At 72.9% G+C, this 17,548-nt stretch carries 17 protein-coding genes; 9 read left to right on the forward strand and 8 right to left on the reverse strand.

Annotation, left to right across the window (positions count from 1 at the left end; genetic code table 11):
• Positions 1–19: 19 nt before the first annotated feature.
• Positions 20–880, reverse strand: coding sequence for an alpha/beta hydrolase (locus AC4OXY_RS24535; protein ID WP_356020464.1), 861 nt, complete (start codon positions 878–880; stop codon positions 20–22).
• A 184-nt stretch (positions 881–1,064) separates the two neighbouring features.
• Here AC4OXY_RS24535 and AC4OXY_RS24540 point away from each other — a divergent pair, with 184 nt between their 5' ends.
• The 8 genes from AC4OXY_RS24540 (at position 1,065) to AC4OXY_RS24575 (ending at position 9,218) form a co-directional block, all read left to right on the forward strand.
• Complete coding sequence (locus AC4OXY_RS24540) at positions 1,065–1,865, forward strand: winged helix-turn-helix transcriptional regulator (protein WP_356020466.1); 801 nt, start codon at positions 1,065–1,067, stop codon at positions 1,863–1,865.
• A 76-nt stretch (positions 1,866–1,941) separates the two neighbouring features.
• Positions 1,942–2,964 carry a LacI family DNA-binding transcriptional regulator gene (locus AC4OXY_RS24545; protein WP_356020468.1) on the forward strand — a complete coding sequence of 341 codons (1,023 nt, stop codon included), beginning with the start codon at positions 1,942–1,944 and terminating at the stop codon, positions 2,962–2,964.
• Between the two features lie 95 nt (positions 2,965–3,059).
• Positions 3,060–4,067, forward strand: coding sequence for a S1C family serine protease (locus AC4OXY_RS24550; protein WP_356020471.1), 1,008 nt, complete (start codon positions 3,060–3,062; stop codon positions 4,065–4,067).
• 46 nt (positions 4,068–4,113) lie between these two features.
• Positions 4,114–4,338 (forward strand): hypothetical protein, encoded by a 225-nt coding sequence (locus AC4OXY_RS24555; protein ID WP_356020473.1) that lies wholly within the window; start codon positions 4,114–4,116, stop codon positions 4,336–4,338.
• A 63-nt stretch (positions 4,339–4,401) separates the two neighbouring features.
• The gene (locus AC4OXY_RS24560; RefSeq protein WP_356020475.1) at positions 4,402–5,136 is read left to right on the forward strand and encodes a response regulator transcription factor; all 735 of its coding nucleotides are present in this window, start codon (positions 4,402–4,404) and stop codon (positions 5,134–5,136) included.
• Positions 5,133–6,581 carry a sensor histidine kinase gene (locus tag AC4OXY_RS24565; RefSeq protein ID WP_362816938.1) on the forward strand — a complete coding sequence of 483 codons (1,449 nt, stop codon included), beginning with the start codon at positions 5,133–5,135 and terminating at the stop codon, positions 6,579–6,581. The genes AC4OXY_RS24560 and AC4OXY_RS24565 overlap by 4 nt, the downstream gene beginning before the upstream one ends.
• A gap of 250 nt (positions 6,582–6,831) precedes the next feature.
• Positions 6,832–8,100 (forward strand): ATP-binding protein, encoded by a 1,269-nt coding sequence (locus AC4OXY_RS24570; protein ID WP_356020479.1) that lies wholly within the window; start codon positions 6,832–6,834, stop codon positions 8,098–8,100.
• Positions 8,097–9,218 carry a tetratricopeptide repeat protein gene (locus tag AC4OXY_RS24575; protein WP_491991079.1) on the forward strand — a complete coding sequence of 374 codons (1,122 nt, stop codon included), beginning with the start codon at positions 8,097–8,099 and terminating at the stop codon, positions 9,216–9,218. The genes AC4OXY_RS24570 and AC4OXY_RS24575 overlap by 4 nt, the downstream gene beginning before the upstream one ends.
• A 6-nt stretch (positions 9,219–9,224) precedes the next feature.
• Here the strand turns inward: AC4OXY_RS24575 and AC4OXY_RS24580 are convergent, their stop codons facing one another.
• Complete coding sequence (locus AC4OXY_RS24580) at positions 9,225–11,009, reverse strand: ABC transporter ATP-binding protein (RefSeq protein WP_491991080.1); 1,785 nt, start codon at positions 11,007–11,009, stop codon at positions 9,225–9,227.
• A gap of 322 nt (positions 11,010–11,331) precedes the next feature.
• The gene (locus tag AC4OXY_RS24585; RefSeq protein ID WP_362816945.1) at positions 11,332–11,454 is read right to left on the reverse strand and encodes a hypothetical protein; all 123 of its coding nucleotides are present in this window, start codon (positions 11,452–11,454) and stop codon (positions 11,332–11,334) included.
• A 240-nt stretch (positions 11,455–11,694) separates the two neighbouring features.
• Between AC4OXY_RS24585 and mshD the strand changes: the two genes are divergently transcribed.
• Entirely contained in the window at positions 11,695–12,621 is a 927-nt protein-coding gene (mshD, locus tag AC4OXY_RS24590) for a mycothiol synthase (RefSeq protein ID WP_491991081.1), read from the forward strand.
• Between the two features lie 336 nt (positions 12,622–12,957).
• Here the strand turns inward: mshD and AC4OXY_RS24595 are convergent, their stop codons facing one another.
• From AC4OXY_RS24595 to AC4OXY_RS24615, 5 genes are read right to left on the reverse strand one after another with little or no spacing between them, the layout of a single operon-like run.
• On the reverse strand, positions 12,958–13,674 hold the full coding sequence (locus AC4OXY_RS24595) for an ABC transporter (RefSeq protein ID WP_491991082.1): 717 nt from the start codon (positions 13,672–13,674) through the stop codon (positions 12,958–12,960).
• Positions 13,662–15,197: an ABC transporter permease gene (locus AC4OXY_RS24600; protein ID WP_491991083.1), complete on the reverse strand. Its 1,536-nt coding sequence runs from the start codon at positions 15,195–15,197 to the stop codon at positions 13,662–13,664. Before AC4OXY_RS24600 ends, AC4OXY_RS24595 begins: the two co-directional genes overlap by 13 nt.
• Positions 15,194–16,078, reverse strand: coding sequence for an ABC transporter ATP-binding protein (locus tag AC4OXY_RS24605; protein ID WP_356020495.1), 885 nt, complete (start codon positions 16,076–16,078; stop codon positions 15,194–15,196). The genes AC4OXY_RS24600 and AC4OXY_RS24605 overlap by 4 nt, the downstream gene beginning before the upstream one ends.
• Positions 16,075–16,920, reverse strand: a complete 846-nt coding sequence (locus tag AC4OXY_RS24610; RefSeq protein WP_362816948.1) for a zf-HC2 domain-containing protein — start codon at positions 16,918–16,920, stop codon at positions 16,075–16,077. The genes AC4OXY_RS24605 and AC4OXY_RS24610 overlap by 4 nt, the downstream gene beginning before the upstream one ends.
• Positions 16,917–17,459 (reverse strand): RNA polymerase sigma factor, encoded by a 543-nt coding sequence (locus AC4OXY_RS24615; RefSeq protein WP_356020499.1) that lies wholly within the window; start codon positions 17,457–17,459, stop codon positions 16,917–16,919. The genes AC4OXY_RS24610 and AC4OXY_RS24615 overlap by 4 nt, the downstream gene beginning before the upstream one ends.
• Positions 17,460–17,548: the final 89 nt, after the last annotated feature.

Raw genomic sequence — 17,548 nt, forward strand, 5'->3', positions numbered from 1 at the left:
AAATAAGAGTGCCCTCAGGCTAGCCCGCCGCGCCGACAGCCCAGTCCGCGATCCGGGCCAGCAGCGCGTCGTCCGCCGCGTGCTCGGCGTGGCCCATACCGGGCTCCACCCAGAGTTCCCCGTGGTCACCGGCCGCCTCGGCGAGCATCCGGGGGTGGTCGAGGGGGAAATAGCCGTCCTGGTCGCCGTGGACGACGAGGAGGGGCGTCGGGGCGATTCCCGGGACCGACTCCACCGGGGACAGCGGGACCGGGTCCCAGTCGCGGTGGTGGATGCGGGTGCGCAGGCCGTAGCGGCCGACCAGGCGGCCCTCGGGGCGGGTCACCAGCCAGTGCAGCCGGCGCATGGGGGCGGTGCCGCGGTAGTACCAGCGGGCGGGGGCGCTGACCGCGACGACCGCGTCGGCCGTGCGCGGGTACAGGGCCGCGTGGCGCAGCACGACCGAGCCGCCCATGGAGAAGCCGACGGTCACCACGCGCGCGTGCCCGAGGGAGCGGGCCCTCTCGACGGCGGCGGCGACGTCGAGCACCTCCTTGTCGCCGACCGTGGAGCGGCCGCCGGAGCGTCCGTGGCCGCGGAAGGAGAAGGTGAGGACCGCGCCGTAACGCGCGAGCACGCCCGCCACCCTTCGTACGTGCGGCCGGTCCACGTCCCCGGTGAACCCGTGGGCGATCACGAACACGAGGTCACGGACGGGCGTACCCGAGGTGTCGGGAAGGGATTCCGAGCTTTCGTATACGAAGGCGCCCGGATCGTATACGGAATCGACCGGAATTCCGTCGGCCGTGCGCAGGAACGTCCGGAAAGCTTCCTGTCTGGGCGTCTCGGGATTCGGACGAACGGTGGAATGCGCCACTTGACCTGCCGAACGGTTCCTCATGTGGGCTATTCTGCTGGGCAGAGGACTCGGGCAGCGAAGCCCCCGGGTCCTTTTGTGCTTTCGGAAGCGTTGTATACGAAACGGGAAACCCCAGGTGGCCCGTGGCCGTGTACGGGGCCTTCGGGATCGCAGAGCAGTGCCCGTCCGCACAGTCCTCGCGGGGACCCGAGGAGGAACCAGACGTATGAGTTCTCTGCTGCTCCTGACCAACGCCCTCCAGCCCTCGACGGAGGTGCTGCCCGCACTCGGCCTGCTGCTGCACAACGTGCGGGTCGCCCCGGCGGAGGGCCCCGCCCTGGTCGACACCCCGGGCGCCGACGTCATCCTCGTCGACGGCCGCCGCGACCTGCCGCAGGTGCGCAGCCTGTGCCAGCTGCTGCGGTCCACCGGCCCCGGCTGTCCGCTGATCCTCGTCGTCACCGAGGGCGGGCTCGCCGCCGTCACCGCCGACTGGGGCATCGACGACGTCCTGCTCGACACCGCCGGCCCCGCGGAGGTGGAGGCGCGGCTGCGGCTCGCGACGGGGCGCCAGCAGATCGTGGGCGACGACTCCCCCATGGAGATCCGCAACGGCGATCTCTCCGTGGACGAGGCCACGTACTCCGCCAAGCTCAAGGGGCGGGTGCTCGACCTCACCTTCAAGGAGTTCGAGCTGCTGAAATACCTCGCCCAGCACCCGGGCCGGGTCTTCACCCGCGCCCAGCTGCTCCAGGAGGTCTGGGGCTACGACTACTTCGGCGGCACCCGCACGGTCGACGTGCACGTACGGCGGCTGCGCGCCAAGCTCGGCCCGGAGCACGAGTCGCTGATCGGCACCGTGCGCAACGTCGGCTACCGGTTCGTCACCCCGGAGAAGGTCGACCGCGCCGCCGAGAAGGCGGCCGAGGAGGCCAAGGCCAAGGCCGGACAGGCAAAGGCGGAGGATCCGGACAAGACGGCCGAGGCGGCCGTCCGGGACGGCGCCGACGTCCACGCCGACGTGTAGTCCCCGCGCCTCGGGGGCACCATCCGAGCACTGATACGCCCTGCCCAGAGTGGGTCCATCCGCGTAGACTCCGCGCGTGGCCAAGGTGACTCGGGATGATGTGGCGCGGCTGGCGGGGACGTCCACCGCCGTGGTCAGCTATGTCATCAACAACGGACCCCGGCCGGTCGCCCCGGCCACGCGCGAGCGTGTCCTCGCGGCGATCAAGGAGCTGGGGTACCGGCCCGACCGGGTCGCCCAGGCCATGGCGTCGCGCCGCACCGACCTCATAGGCCTGATCATCCCGGACGCCCGCCAGCCGTTCTTCGGCGAGATGGCGCACGCGGTCGAGCAGGCCGCCTCCGAGCGCGGAAAGATGGTCCTCGTCGGCAACACCGACTACATCGGCGAGCGCGAGGTCCACTATCTGCGCGCCTTCCTGGGCATGCGTGTTTCCGGCCTGATTCTGGTGAGTCACGCGCTGAACGACCTGGCCGCCGCCGAGATCGACGCCTGGGACGCCCGGGTGGTGCTGCTGCACGAGCGGCCCGAGGCCATCGACGACGTCGCCGTGGTCACCGACGACCTGGGCGGCGCCCAGCTCGCCGTACGCCACCTGCTGGAGCACGGGCACGACTACGTCGCCTGTCTGGGCGGTACGGCGGAGACGCCGGCCGTCGGCGACCCGGTCTCCGACCACGTCGAGGGCTGGAGGCGGGCCATGGCCGAGGCGGGCCTGAGCACCGAGGACCGGCTGTTCGAGGCTCCGTACAACCGCTACGACGCCTACCGGGTGGCCCTGGAGGTCCTGTCCGGGCCCCGCCGGCCGCCCGCGATCTTCTGCTCCACCGACGACCAGGCGATCGGCCTGCTGCGGGCCGCGCGCGAGCTGCGCATCGACGTGCCCGGCGAGCTGGCGGTGGCCGGGTTCGACGACATCAAGGAGGCCGCGCTCACCGACCCGCCGCTGACCACGGTCGCCTCGGACCGCTCGGCGATGGCCCGGGCGGCGGTCGACCTGGTCCTGGACGACGGGCTCAGGGTGGCGGGCTCGCGCCGGGAGCGGCTGAAGACGTTCCCGTCGCGGCTGGTGGTGCGCACGAGCTGCGGCTGCCAGTAGCCCCGCTGGTTCTTTATATCGGGCAAACGAGGTTCTGCCGGGCTTCTCAGCAAGCACTCAGGAAGCTCTCACGTTCGCGGGGGACTCTCTATGACATGACCGAGAGCCAGGGCAACGACGCGCAGCAGTACCCGCAGCAGCACTACTACTCCGCTCCTGCGGACCACTCCGCTTCCGTGAACCCCGAGTGGCCGCCCCCGCCGCCGTACCAGCCGGGCGAAGACAGGAAGCAGCGCAGCCGCGGCCCGGTCGCCCTCCTCGCGGCGGTCGCGATCGTCGCGGCGGCCGTCGGCGGCGGCACCGCCTACGCCTTCCAGGAGCTGACCGGCAAGGACACGGTCGCCTCCAGCGGCACGGCCACCAACGTGGTGCCCTCCAGCAAGCGCGGTGACGTCGCCGCCATCGCCTCCGCGGTCAGCCCGAGCGTGGTCGAGATCAACGCGACCCTCGACAGCGGCTCCTCCACCGGCTCCGGCGTGGTCATCACGTCGAACGGCGAGATAGTCACCAACAACCACGTCATCTCCGGCGCGCAGTCCATCAAGGTGCGCACCAGCGACGGCAGCAGATACACCGCCCGGGTCGTCGGCACCGACAGCTCCAAGGACCTGGCGCTGCTCAAGCTCCAGGGCGCCTCGGGCCTGAAGACGGCCTCGCTCGGCGACTCCAGCGGCGTCCAGGTCGGCGACACGGTCGTCGCGATCGGCTCCCCCGAGGGCCTGACCGGCACCGTGACCAGCGGCATCGTCTCCGCCCTGAACCGGGACGTCACCGTCTCCACCGACGAGAACCAGGGCCAGAACCAGGGCGGCGACGGAAACTGGCCGTTCCAGTTCGGCGGCCGCCAGTTCAACGGCGACACCGGCTCGTCCACGACGACGTACAAGGCCATCCAGACCGACGCGTCCCTCAACCCCGGCAACTCCGGCGGTGCGCTGATCGACGCGAGCGGCAACATCATCGGCATCAACTCCGCGATGTACTCGTCGAGCCAGCAGTCCTCGTCGTCCTCCGACGCCGGCAGCATCGGCCTCGGCTTCGCGATCCCGATCAACACCGTCAAGTCCGACCTGGCCAAGCTCCGGTCGGGCGCCACCGGCTAACAGCTCCACCAGCTCCGAGCACCGGCACGTCAGCAGGGAGTACGTCATGATCACGCATGTCTCGCACGCGCACCAGATCACCGGCCGCCACGCCGCCGACATCACCCTGGCCCTCACCATCGCCCGCGATCTGCACCTGCCGATCCCCAAGCCCCGCGCCCCGGAGGTCGTCGTGACACCGGTCCCCGAGCTGATGGGCCTGCGCACCTCCGCCGTCCGCACCCACCGCCGCAAGGTCCCGCTGAACCGCCTGACCGCGGTACGGGCCTGAACGTGGCACGCTGAGAGACAGCCCCCGTCCGGACAGGACCCGTACCCCGAGGAACCGCGAGCGATGAGCCCCGCCGAAGGCGACCGTGACCCCCAGCGCATCCTGATCGTCGACGACGAGCCGGCGGTACGCGAGGCGCTGCAGCGCAGCCTCGCGTTCGACGGGTACGACACGGAGGTGGCCGTCGACGGCGCGGACGCGCTGGAGAAGGCCACCGCCTACAAGCCCGACCTGGTCGTCCTCGACATCCAGATGCCGCGCATGGACGGCCTGACCGCGGCCCGCCGCATCCGCGGCGCGGGCGACACGACCCCGATCCTCATGCTCACCGCCCGGGACACCGTCGGCGACCGGGTGACCGGCCTGGACGCCGGTGCCGACGACTACCTCGTCAAGCCCTTCGAGCTGGACGAGCTCTTCGCCCGCATCCGCGCCCTGCTGCGCCGCAGCTCGTACGCGGCCGCGGTGTCACCCGACATCCAGGAGGACGAGGCGCTCGCCTTCGGCGACCTGCGCATGGACCTCGCGACCCGCGAGGTCACGCGGGGCGGCCGCCAGGTCGAACTGACCCGCACGGAGTTCACCCTCCTGGAGATGTTCATGGCGCACCCGCGCCAGGTCCTCACCCGCGAACAGATCCTGAAGGCGGTCTGGGGCTTCGACTTCGAGCCCTCGTCCAACTCCCTCGACGTCTACGTCATGTACCTGCGCCGCAAGACCGAGGCGGGCGGCGAGCCGCGCCTGGTGCACACGGTCCGGGGCGTGGGGTACGTGCTCCGCCAGGGCGGCGCCGAGTGAGGAGGCTGGTCCGCCGGTACCGGGCTCTGCCCATCCGGGCCCGGCTGGCGATGCTGGTCGCGGCGGCGGTGGCGTTCGCGGTGGCGGCGGTGTCGGTGACGTGCTGGTTCATCGTGCAGGGGAAGCTGTACTCGCAGCTGGACGACGACCTGCAGAAGTCGTTGCGCGGCACGTCGCAGTTCGACCAGCTCCAGTTCACGCTCAACAACTGCACGGACACTCCCGCCACCAACACGATCCTCCAGGACCGGTACTCCCAGGTGGTCACCGAGCAGGGCAAGGTCTGCCTCATCGCGGGCGCATCGGGCAGGATCAAGGTCACCGAGGCCGACAAGAACGAGATCAGGAACCTCGACACCGGCAACATCTACTTCCGCAACGGAGTGGACGAGCAGGGCAACGAGCTGCGCGTGCTCACCCGCCCCCTGCTGCCCACGTCGACGTCGAGCGGGACCCGTGGTCCGAACGTGGGCGTGCTGGTCGCCGTACCGCTGCGGAACACCGAGAAGACCCTCAACGACCTCGCGCTCGTCCTGCTCCTCGTCTCCGGCATAGGAGTGATCGGCGCGGGCGCCGCCGGACTGGCCGTCGCCCGGGCCGGCCTGCGCCCGGTCGACAAGCTGACCGAGGCCGTGGAGCACGTGGCCCGGACCGAGGACCTGACGATCCGCATCCCCGTGGAGGACGACAGCGAGGACGAGGTGGCCCGGCTGTCCCGCTCCTTCAACTCGATGACCGCCTCGCTGGCCAGCTCCCGCGAGCTCCAGCAGCAGCTGATCGCCGACGCCGGCCATGAACTGCGCACGCCGTTGACCTCGTTGCGCACCAACATCGAACTGCTCACCCGCAGCGAGGAGACCGGCCGCCCGATCCCGCCGGCGGACCGCAGGGCCCTGCTCGCCTCGGTGAAGGCCCAGATGACCGAACTGGCCTCGCTGATCGGCGACCTGCAGGAGCTGTCCCGCTCGGAGGGCCAGCACGGCGAACGCGTCCAGGTCGTACCGCTGCTGGACACCGTCGAGGCGGCCCTGCGCCGGGCGCGGCTGCGCGGGCCGGAGCTGACGATCACGGCGGACCTGAAGCCCTGGTACGTCCGCGCCGAACCCTCCGCGCTGGAACGGGCCGTCGTCAACATCCTGGACAACGCGGTCAAGTTCAGCCCCGAGGGCGGCACGGTCGAGGTGCGGCTGGCCGACGGCGAGCTGACCGTCCGCGACCACGGCCCCGGCATTCCCGCGGACGAACTCCCGCACGTCTTCGACCGCTTCTGGCGCTCCCCCGGCGCCCGCGCCCTGCCCGGCTCGGGCCTCGGCCTGTCCATCGTGGCCCGCACGGTCCAGCAGGCGGGCGGCCAGGTCATCCTGGCCCACGCGGAAGGCGGCGGCACGGTGGCGACGGTACGACTGCCGGGGGCACCTACGCCGCCGCCGGAACCAACGGCGTGATTCTCCCGAAAGAGGACCCTCCGAACGAGTCCTTCACGACGCACACCCACATCTCAACGGTTGCCGGGCTGCTCAACCCCCGGGTCGATGCAGACCGTCCGTCATTCAGGTGTGCGACGAGGCTATAGCCGTCGGCCAGGACATCGTGCGCAATCAGCTTGTCACCGTCGGCAATCCCGGCCGGGGCGAGGGCCGCCATCACGGGGCCCAAGCGGAAGTAGCCGCACAGCGGCTCCGTAGGGTGGGGTCCATGCCGGAAGACTCCCCTCTGATACGCAGCCTGCGTGCGGCCGTTGCCGCCGCGCCGCGTGATGTACCGCTCCGCCTGCACCTGGCCGAACTCCTCCTGGACGAGGGGCAGTCGGAGGCTGCCGTCGCCGAGGTGGCCGTCGCGCTCCAGAACGCGCCGGGGGACGAACAGGCGCGGCGGCTCATGGCGCGGGCCATGGGGGTCCCGGAGCAGCAAGAACAGCAACAGCAGCTCCCGCAGGCGCCCTCCGTTCGCTCCGGTTTCGACTGGCGGGCTGCCGAGGAGCAGGTCGGGGATGTCGTGCCGCCGCGGTTCGTGGAAGGGAAACCGGAGGCCGAGGAGCCGTTGCGGGCGGACGGGCAGGGGGATCCGGGGGACGTCGACGCCTGGGACGTCGAGCGGCCGGGAGGTGTGCGGCTCGCCGACGTCGGAGGGATGCGGGAGGTCAAGGAGCGGTTGGAGGCCGCCTTCCTGGCGCCCCTGCGCAATCCCGAGCTGCGGAAGCTGTACGGGAAGAGCCTGCGCGGCGGGTTGCTGCTGTACGGGCCCCCGGGGTGCGGGAAGACCTTCATCGCGCGGGCCGTCGCCGGAGAGCTCGGGGCGTCCTTCCTGTCCGTGTCGGTCAACGACGTGCTCGACATGTGGACCGGCAACTCCGAGCGCAACATGCACGAGATCTTCCAGACGGCCCGGCGGCAGGCCCCCTGTGTCGTCTTCCTCGACGAACTGGACGCGCTCGGCGGCAAGCGCAGCCGTACCCTCCACGGCGGCATGCGCAACACCGTCAACCAGCTGCTGACCGAGCTGGACGGGGTCGAATCCGCCGCCAACGAGGGCGTGTTCGTGCTCGCCGCCACCAATGTGCCCTGGGACGTCGACAACGCCCTGCGCCGGCCCGGGCGGCTGGACCGGACGCTGCTCGTCCTGCCTCCCGACGGACCCGCCCGTGAGGCGATCCTCCGCTACCACCTGCGGGAACGGCCGGTCGAGAACATCGACCTGGCCAAGCTCGCCAAGGTCACCGACGGGCTCTCCGGCGCCGATCTGGCCCATGTCTGCGAGGCGGCCTCCGAGCGCGCGCTGCTCGACTCCGCCCGGACCGGGACCGTGCGGATGATCGGGATGAAGGACCTGCTGGCCGCCGCGAAGGAGGTCGTGCCGTCCACCGAGCCGTGGTTCGCCGCCGCCCGCAACGTGGCCATGTTCGCCAACGAGGGCGGGATGTACGACGACCTCGTCACCTATCTGAAGAAGCGGCGGAAGCTGTGAGCGCCACCGGTACGCATCCGGCCCTGGAGCGGGCCGACGCGCTGCACGAGCTGGGCCGCCACGACGAGGCGAAGGCCCTGCTCGGGCGACGGCTCGCGGAGGATCCCGAGGACGTCGGCGCCTGGGTCCGGCTCGCCCGCTGCCTGGGCGCGCAGGACGAGAAGGCCGAGGCCCTGGAGGCGACCGAGCGGGCGCTGGCCATCGCCCCGGAGCACATCGGCGCGCTCCTCCAGCACGCGCGCGCCCTCCAGTCCAACGCCCGCATCGTGGACGCCGAGGCCCCCCTGCGCGAGGTCATCCGCCTGGCCCCCGACTACTGGTACGGCTACGCGCTGCTCGGGCACTGGCTGTGGCGCATACGCACCCTGCGGCTCGGCCACGCGGGCGGCCCGGTCACCCAGGAGGCCACGACCGCCTTCCAGCGCGAGTCGGACGAACTGGCGCTCACCGCCGTACGGTTGGCACCCGAGGAGGTCTTCCCGTACGAGGTGCGCTGGAGCATCGCGGACATCGGCGGCGACCGGGCTCTCGCCGACGAGATGGTCCGGGAGATCCTGCGGCGCGATCCTCAGCACCCGCAGGCCCTCGCCCGGCAGACCGAGCAGGCCGCCACCGCGCCGGGCGTCAAGGCCGCCGAGGCCGCCGCGCTCTACGCCGACGCGCTCGCCGTCACCCCGGATTCCGCGGCCCTTCAGCAGGGCCTGGACCACGCGACGTACCGGCTGCTGCGCGGGGTGCGCCTGATCGCCGTGCTCAGCCTGGGATTCGCCGCCACGATGCTCGACCTGTGGACCAAGGAGGGGCAGGCCCCGCGCGAGCTGCCCGTCCCGCTCGGGCAACAGCTGTGGTACTTCGTACCCATCGGCGCCCTGTGGACCGTCGGAGCCCTGCTGCGCTACCGACGGCTGCGCACGGGCGTCCGGTACAACCTCCGGTCCGTGCTCCGGCGCCGCCGCTGGCCCCGCATCGTGCTCGGCCAGGCCGCCTGGGCCGTGCTGTGCGCGCTGCTGGTCAGCCAGGTGCCCTGGACCGAGCGGGGCGTGCCGCGGATCGTGTTCTGGGCGGGCCTGATGCCGACGCTCCTGACCATCCCGTTCGACCGGAAGAAGACCAACTGAACACGGTCACCGCCTGAGGATCATCGTGTCCTGCGGCGTCGGCGCCTCGACGGCCGTCTCCGGCAGCGGGGCCGCCAGCCGGGCGTACGCGCCGCCCCGGGCGAGGAGTTCCGCGTGCGTTCCCGTCTCCACCAGCCGGCCGTGCTCGACGACCAGGATGCGGTCGGCGTCGGGGGCGAGCGACAGGTCGTGGGTGATCATGATCGTCGTACGGCCGGACATCAGGCGGCGCAGGGGCCGCACCACCTGGCGGGCGGCCACCGCGTCCAGGCCCGCCGTCGGCTCGTCCAGGACGAGGACCGGCGAGGCGCGCAGCATCGCGCGGGCGATGGCGATCCGCTGGAGCTGGCCGCCGGAGAGGGCGGCGGTGCCGGGGGCGATGCGGGTGTCGTAGCCGTCGGGAAGCGCGGTGACGAAGTCGTGGGCCGCCGCGCTCCTCGCCGCCCGTTCGATCTCGGCGTCCGTCGCGCCGGGGCGGCCGCAGGCGATGTTCTCGCGGATGGTGCCGTTCAGGATCAGCGTCTGCTGCGGGAGCAGGGTGATCTGCTCGCGGAGGAAGCGGAGGGGCACGTCGGTGAGGGGCACGCCGTCGAGGGTGATCGCGCCGGCCGTGGGGTCGTAGAAGCGGGTGAGGAGGGCGGCGAGGGTGGACTTTCCGGCACCGCTCGGGCCCGTGACGACCACCAACTCGCCGGGCTCGGCGGTGAGTTCGATGTCGCGGAGGCAGGAGCGGACGGCGTCGGGGTAGCGGAAGGAGACCCGGTGGAAGGCGAGCCGGCCGCGCACCGGCCAGGCCGGGACGGGGCGCGCGGGGTCGGTGACGGCGGGCTCGGCGTCGAGGATCTCGCCGATGCGGCGGGCGCCGGCGGTGGCCGCGGTGACCGTGAGGCCGAGCTGCCCGAGGCTGCGGATCGGCGGGTAGAGGTAGCCGAGGAAGGCGGCGAAGGCGAGGAGCTGTCCCAGGGTCATACGGCCCGCCGAGATCTCCCAGACGCCGAGGCCGATGACCGCGATCACGCACAGCGTCTCGACGATCTCGACGCACTGCTCGTACATCTCGCTCAGCCGCGCCCCGCGCACGCTCGCCCGCATCCAGGCGCGGGCCTCACGCTCCAGCCGCCACTCCTCGTCGCGCTGCCGGTTGTACGCCTGGGTGAGCACGACGTTGCCGAGCGACTCCTCCACCACCGAGGTGATCGCGCCGTCCGCGACCCGCTCGGCGCGCGAGGCCTCGCCGATCCGGCCGGAGAAGCGGCGGGCGGCGAGCAGGAACAGGGGCGCGAGGACGAAGGTGGCCAGCGCCAGGTCCCAGCGCAGCCAGAACGCGGCGGTGGCGTAGAAGACGGCCGAGAACCCCGCGGACACCGCTCCCACGACGCCGGACACCACCAGCCGCTCGATGGACTCGACGTCTCCGGTGAGCCGTTCGACCAGGTCGCCCTGGCGATGACGCTGGAAGAAGTGCGGGGGCAGGTCCTGGACGTGCCGGAAGACGGACGCGCGCAGGCGCAGGACGAATCTCTCGGCGGTCCGGGTGGCCAGGGAGTTGCCCAGATAACCGGCGAGCGCGGCGAGCGCGGCCACGCCCAGCCAGGCGCCGGCCGGACCCCAGAAGGCGGCGAGCGAACCGGCCTTCAATGCGTGGTCGGTGAGCTGCGCGAACAGCAGGATCGCGGCGGTCTCGGCGAGCGCGGCCACGACCACGCACGCGACGATCGCCGCGAGCCATCCGCGGTCCCCGCGGGTCAGCGGCCAGAACCGGCGGAAGGCCTCACGCGCTTCCCTCAGCATCGGCGGATCCTTTCCACAGCTGTGGACATGGCTGACACAGCTGAGGCAGCTGACACGGCCGAGGCGGGGCCACCGGTGCGACCACGCGGTGACCGGTGACCCCGCCTCACGACGGACTGACTCAGGCCTTGTCCCGGCCCTTGTCCCAGCGCATGCCCCAGCGCTTGTCTCAGCGCTTGTCGCCGATCGGGCGGCGGCGCGGCTCGGGCTTCTTCGGCGCCGGCTTCTTCCGCTCGGGGCCGGGCTTGCAGTGCGTCCTGACGGGAGCGAGCTTGTGGAAAGACATGGAATTTCCCTTTCTTTTTCCTGTGCCGTCCGGGAATTACTTGTGGCCGACCGGGCGCTTGGGCTCGTGCCTCTTCGGCTGGTGCCTGCGGGGCTGCGGCTTCGGCGCCGGGGCGGGCTTGCGGGTCTTCTTCACCGGGACGATCTTGTGGAAGCTCACGACTGTGACCTCTCTCTTCGTTGCCGTCTTGCTGCCGTCAGCGCCTTTCGCTTTCGACATGGAAAACATTACGGGATTCGCGAGCCAGGAAAAGCCGATTCCGATGAGACCTGAATGAAATACCCCTGTGCGCAATTCACAGGGGAATTCTGGAACCGCAGCGGTGTTCACACAGGTTTTATGGCGCGTGTCGAACGTTCTGCCGCACGGCGGCGACCCCCGCCCCGTACCCTCGTACCCATGAGCAGCGACGACACCGTACGAGCCTTCCCAACCCGCTCCATCGAGACCTACTCCGCGCTCACCCCGGACCAGGCCGAGGCCGTGCTCGACCTGCTGGCCGAGGTCGTCCGGGCCGACGGGCAGCAACCGGTGTCCGAGCAGGGGCGGCTGCAACTGCGCGGGGGCACCCGGGAGGGCGTCTCGCATCTGCTGCTGACCGTCGACGGTGAACTCGTGGGCTACGCCCAGCTGGAGGACACCGACCCGGTGGAGGCGCCGGCCGCCGAACTCGTCGTCCACCCCGTGCACCGCGGGCACGGGCACGGCCGGGCGCTCGGCTCCGCCCTGCTCGGCGCGTCCGGCAAGCGGCTGCGGGTGTGGGCGCACGGCGGACATCCCGCCGCCCGGCACCTGGCCCAGGTGCTCGGCCTGACCCTGTTCCGTGAACTGCGTCAGATGCGGCGGCCGTTGACCGGCCTGGAACTGCCCGACCCGAAGCTGCCGGAGGGCGTGAGCGTGCGCGCCTTCGTGCCGGGCAAGGACGACACCGCCTGGCTCACGGTCAACGCGGCCGCCTTCGCCCACCACCCCGAGCAGGGCTCGCTCACCCAGCGGGACCTCGACGACCGCAAGGCCGAGCCGTGGTTCGACCCGGCCGGCTTCTTCCTCGCCGAGCGGAGCGGCGAGCTGGTCGGCTTCCACTGGACCAAGGTGCACGCGGAGGAGCAGCTCGGCGAGGTGTACGTCCTCGGCGTGCGGCCCGGCGAACAGGGCGGCGGCCTCGGCAAGGCCCTCACCACGATCGGCCTGCGCCACCTGGCCGCACAGGGCCTGCCGACGGCGATGCTCTACGTCGACGCCGACAACCAGGCGGCCGTGTCCGTGTACGAACGCCTGGGCTTCACGACGTACGAGACGGACCTGATGTACCGGACGGAGACGTGACCGAGAGCTCCCCGGCGGGCGGACGCACGAGCGGCACCGACCACCGCCCTCATCGGTGACCGACCACCTGACGTGAGCCTCGGCGGCGGGTGCCCACCTGCCGGGCGCCTCGGCGCCAGGTGGCCACCGACCGGACCTCCGAGCGGACACCGCCTACCGGGTGGAGCCCTGGGCGGGGGCCACCCACCAGAGGCCCGAGCGGGAGCCGGCAGTTACGCGGAGGCGTGCGGCACCGGCCCGGCAGGACCGGCCGAGACGCGAGCCGCAGCCGACACCCTCGACACCGGCCGACCACCAGCCGCAGGCCTCGACGGCGGGGGCCACCCGGGCCGGCGGTCACGCGGGGGTGTGGGGGGTGGCTCGGTTGGAGTGGCGGGGGCGTGGTTCGTGGAGTGAGGCTGTCCAGAGTGCCGCCGCGGCCGTCAGGAGCCATGCCCAGCGTTCGTGTCCCGCGGCCCATCCGGGGTCGGTCGGTGAGACGAACAGCGCCCAGTGGTCGGGCAGCAGCCGGGGGGCGAGGACGGCGGTCGCGAGCAGCGCGGTGGCGACCGGCCGGCCGGGCTCGGGGGCGTCGCCGTAGCGCACGGCGACGGCGGCCCCGGCGAGGGCGAGGAGGAAGGCGGTGCCCGCCTCCAGGGTGAGGTCCCCGGCCGGGGGCCGGTCCGCACCGGGCACGAGGAGCAGGACGGCCACCCACCACAGCCCCGCGACGGGCGTCACGAGCGCGGCCCGCAGCAGCGTGCGCACCGCCCGCCGGACGGGTACCGGGGTCGTGGTGTGCCGGGCGGGGTCGTCCAGCAGGAACGCGACCCCGAGGGCGAGGGCGAGACCGGCGCCCCGCAGGAGGTACAGGGTCTCCACCGGCCCGGCCCCCGCCGCCCGGCCGGCCCCGACCACCAGCAGCCCCACCGCCGCGGCCGCACCGAGCGTCCGCCAGGGCAGGGTGCGCCAGAGGGGGACGACCAGGGCCGCGGCGACCCGCGCACCCGGCAGTGCCCGGATCGGCAGTGCCCGGCTCGGGCGGGAGTCCGGGTCCGGGGTCACGGCGCGCACTTGTCCGCCCCCACCGACGCCCGCACGCCCAGCAGTTCGGCCGCCCGGGCCGTCGTGACCCCGGGGGTCGTCAGCTCGGCCCAGTGGGACTTGACCCTGGCGGCCACGCCGTAGAACGGGCGGTCGAGCAGGGCGCGGACGACCTTGGTCTGACCGGCCGTCATGAGCAGGGGCTCGGTGCGGGAGAGCACGATCGCGGAGCCTTTGAGGCTGTCGTCGAGGCGGACATCGCGCAGGGCGGACTCGGGGTCGGGCTGCCAGGCGAGGGACAGCCACATCACCGTGACCATCCGGCCGTCGCACAACGCGCTCGCCGCCCTCTCGTCGCCCGCGACCAGCACACCGGCCACGGCGGTGGAGAACTCCGGCACCCGGTTGCCGCCCCAGGACGTGCCGACGGTCACCTGGCCGGGGCGGGTGGAGGGGGCGAGCGCGGCGTCGTCGGAGAGCCCGCCCCGGACGTCCATCCGCTGGCGTACGAGCAGGTCCCGCCCCCGCGCGGTGCCGCCCGCGAGGGCCTGCACCCGGTCCGCGACCCGCGCCCAGTCGGCGACGCGGGGCATCCACTCGGAGAAGGCGCAGTACCGCACCTGCCCGCGCCGCACGCACGTCTGCACCTTCTCCGGAGCGACCGAGGCGCGGGTACGGGCCGCGACCGTCCGCGCCGGCACCCCGCCGGTCTGTACGACCCCGCCCAGCACGGCCAGGGCCAGCGCACCGGCGAAGGCCACCTGCACGGCCCGGTTCCGGCGGCCGCCCGAGACCAGCACCGCGAGCAGCGCCGCGGTCAGGGCCAGCCCGGCGAGGTAGAGCGCGTGCCAGCCGGCGGGGCGGCCCAGCAGGTCGGAGGGGTACGGGTGGACGCCGATCGTGGTGACCACCGGGCCCAGCCACACGGCCCCGGTCTCCTGCCCGGTGTAGGGGAACGCGCCGCCGCCGAAGAACAGCAGGAACACCACGGTGAGCAGCGGTCCCGCGACGGCCGAGGTCACCAGCCGGGCGAGCAGCACCCCGATCGTCCCGAACAGCAGCACCGTCAGCGGTCCGGTCAGCAGCTCGGCCACCGAACCCCGGCCGACCGCACCGGACTTGAGCGCCTCCCAGGTGAACTGGGCGGTCACGGCCAGGGCGGTGAGCAGCGCGAGCGGGACGACGGACAGCGCGTGCGCGGCCGTACGGCGCCACGCGCCGAGCGCCAGCACCGCGAAGTGGCGTTCGGTGTCCCGGCGCCGGGAGCGCAGCACGGCCTGGTTCACGCACAGCAGCACCGCGAGGCCGACCAGCAGCGGGCCGCCCTGGGTGGCGCGGTCGGCGTCCTGGAGGACGGGGTAGTCGTCCGACGGCCGCAGCGTGCGCCACACGATCCAGGTGACGTGGAGGGCGAAGGCCAGCAGCACGGGCAGGCGCAGGAACAGACGGCGGGCCTCGAACGCGGCCAGGGCGAGGACGGCGGCCCGGGTGTTCCGGGTGCCGGTGGGAGCTGCGGCGGGTGCCGCCCGCTGGGTGAGGGTGGTCGCGGTCACGCCGTCACCTCCGCCCGGCCGTCGTGATGGCCGTCGAGGGCGAGCAGATAGCCGTCCTCCAGGGTGGGTTCGAGCAGGTCGGCGTTTTCGGGCGGGTCGCCGACGTTGCGGTAGCTGCCGGTGCCGGTGCGCCAGCCGGCCTTCGCGCCGGGGTCGCGGGCGGTACTGCTCCACACCCGGCCCGCGGCCCGCGCGGCCAGCTCGGCGGGGGTGCCGTCGAAGCGGATACGGCCGCCGGACATGACCAGCACCCGGTGGCAGAGCATCGCCACGTCCTCGGTCTGGTGGGTGGACAGCAGCACGGTGCGGCCCTCGCCCGCCCGGGCGATCAGCTCCCGGAAACGCATGCGCTGTTCGGGGTCGAGGCCGACCGTCGGCTCGTCCAGCACCAGGAACCCGGGGTCGCCGACGAGCGCTGCCGCCAGCGCGACCCGCTGCCGCATCCCGCCCGACAGCTTCTTGATCCGCTTGCCGCGCACCTCGGCCAGCCCGACCTCGTCCAGCACCCGGCGCACCTCCCGGTGCCGGGCGGCGCGGTCGGTCAGCTCGTTGAGGATCGCGACGTAGTCCACGAACTCGAAGGGCGTGAAGTCGGGATGGAAGCCGGGCGTCTGCGGCAGATAGCCCAGCGCGCGCCGCACCTCCTGGCGGCCGCGCGCGGTGGCCGGGTCGTGCCCGAGCACCGTGAACGCGCCCGAACCGGCCGGCACGGAGGTGGCGAGCACCCGCAACAGGGTCGTCTTTCCGGCGCCGTTGGGCCCGAGCAGTCCGGTCACGCCACGGCTGAGCCGCAGCGACACGTCGTCGAGGGCGCGGGTGGTGCCGTAGCGCAGGGTCAGCCCGGAGGCGGAGACGGTGACGGGGGCAGAGACGGTCGTCATGCGGCGCTCCGGTACGAGTGGTGGGACGGGTGGGACTGGTCGAAGCGGTCGCGGGCGGCGAAGAGCAGCCCGGCGGCGAGTGCGGCGACCCCGGCCGCCACCGCCTGGCCGGCCGCGGTGAAGGGGACGAGCGCCCCGGCGCCGCCGCCCTGGTGCGCGCGGGCGGCCAGCAGCAGGACGACCCAGCCCCCGCCGACGGCGGACGGCGCCACGACCGGCCCGAGCCGGGGTGTCAGCGCGAGCCCGGCCGTGGTGAGCGCGAGCGCGGGCAGCAGCCAGCCGAGCGCGCCGAGCCCGTACCCGGGCAGCGCGAGGGTGGCCAGGCCCGACAGGCCGAGCGCGGCGGCGAGCACGGCGACCGTACGGATCATCAGCAGCCGGAAGCCGTGCACGGGTGAGACGACCGCCATCTCGTACGTCGGATCGAGCGCGGGCCCGTACGACAGCGCGACCCCGGCGAGCGGCAGCAGCGGTGCCACGGCCAGGAAGAACGTGTCCGAGTGACCGCCGTGGGCCGTCAGCACCGAGAGCACCAGCAGCAGCGACACCGCCGTCAGCCAGGAGCGGCGCAGCACGGGCGTGGCGGCCAGCAGCCGCGCGGTGTGGTCGGCCACCCCGCAGCGGAGCAGCAGCCGCTCGAACGGGCCCGGCCGCGGCACGTCCAGTTCGGCGTCCAGCCGCTCCCAGGCCGCGTCCAGCGCACCGGGGTCCCAGACCCCGGCGAGCCGCTCCCGGCAGTCGGCGCATCCGGTCAGGTGCGTGTCGGCGGACCACAGCAGCGGGGGCGCCAGTTCCCCGTGCGCGTAGGCCCGCAGATCGTCCTCGGCGACATGCCAGGTCATGCCAGTGCCTCCCGCAGTTGCTTCCGGGCCCGCATCGCCCGGGTCTTGACCGTGCCCGGCGGGATGCCGAGCAGGACGGCGGCCTCACGGGTGGACAGGCCGTCGACGACCGTCGCCTGGAGCACCGCCCGCAGCTCGGGCGAGAGCCGGACCAGCGCGCCCGCGAGGTCCCCGTGTTCCACCCCCGCGAGCACGCGCTCCTCGGCGGACGCCTCGTCCCGGTGCCGCAGCCGGGCCAGCGCCTGCCGCAGCCGGCCGCGCGCCCCGTCGCCGCGCAGCGCGTCGACGAGCCGGCGCGAGCCGATCCGCCACAGCCACCCGGCCACGTCGCCCTCTTCGCGGTAGCGGGCCCCGCCCCGCCAGATCGCGAGGAACGTCTCCTGTACGACGTCGTCGACGACCCCGGCGTCGGCGCACCGGCCGCGCAGGCGCGCGGTCAGCCACGGCGCGTAGCGCCGGTACAGCTCCTCGAAGGCGCGCCGGTCCCGGTCCGCCGCGATGGCCCGCAGCAGCTCTCCGTCGCTTCTCTTCTCGCTCACGTCTCCTCATCGGACCGGGGCCCACGATCGGTTCACGGATCCTCGATCGGTTCTGCGGATCCTCGCTTGACTTCCCGGCCGGGCTTGCA

The sequence above is a fragment of the Streptomyces sp. HUAS MG56 genome (assembly GCF_058673395.1).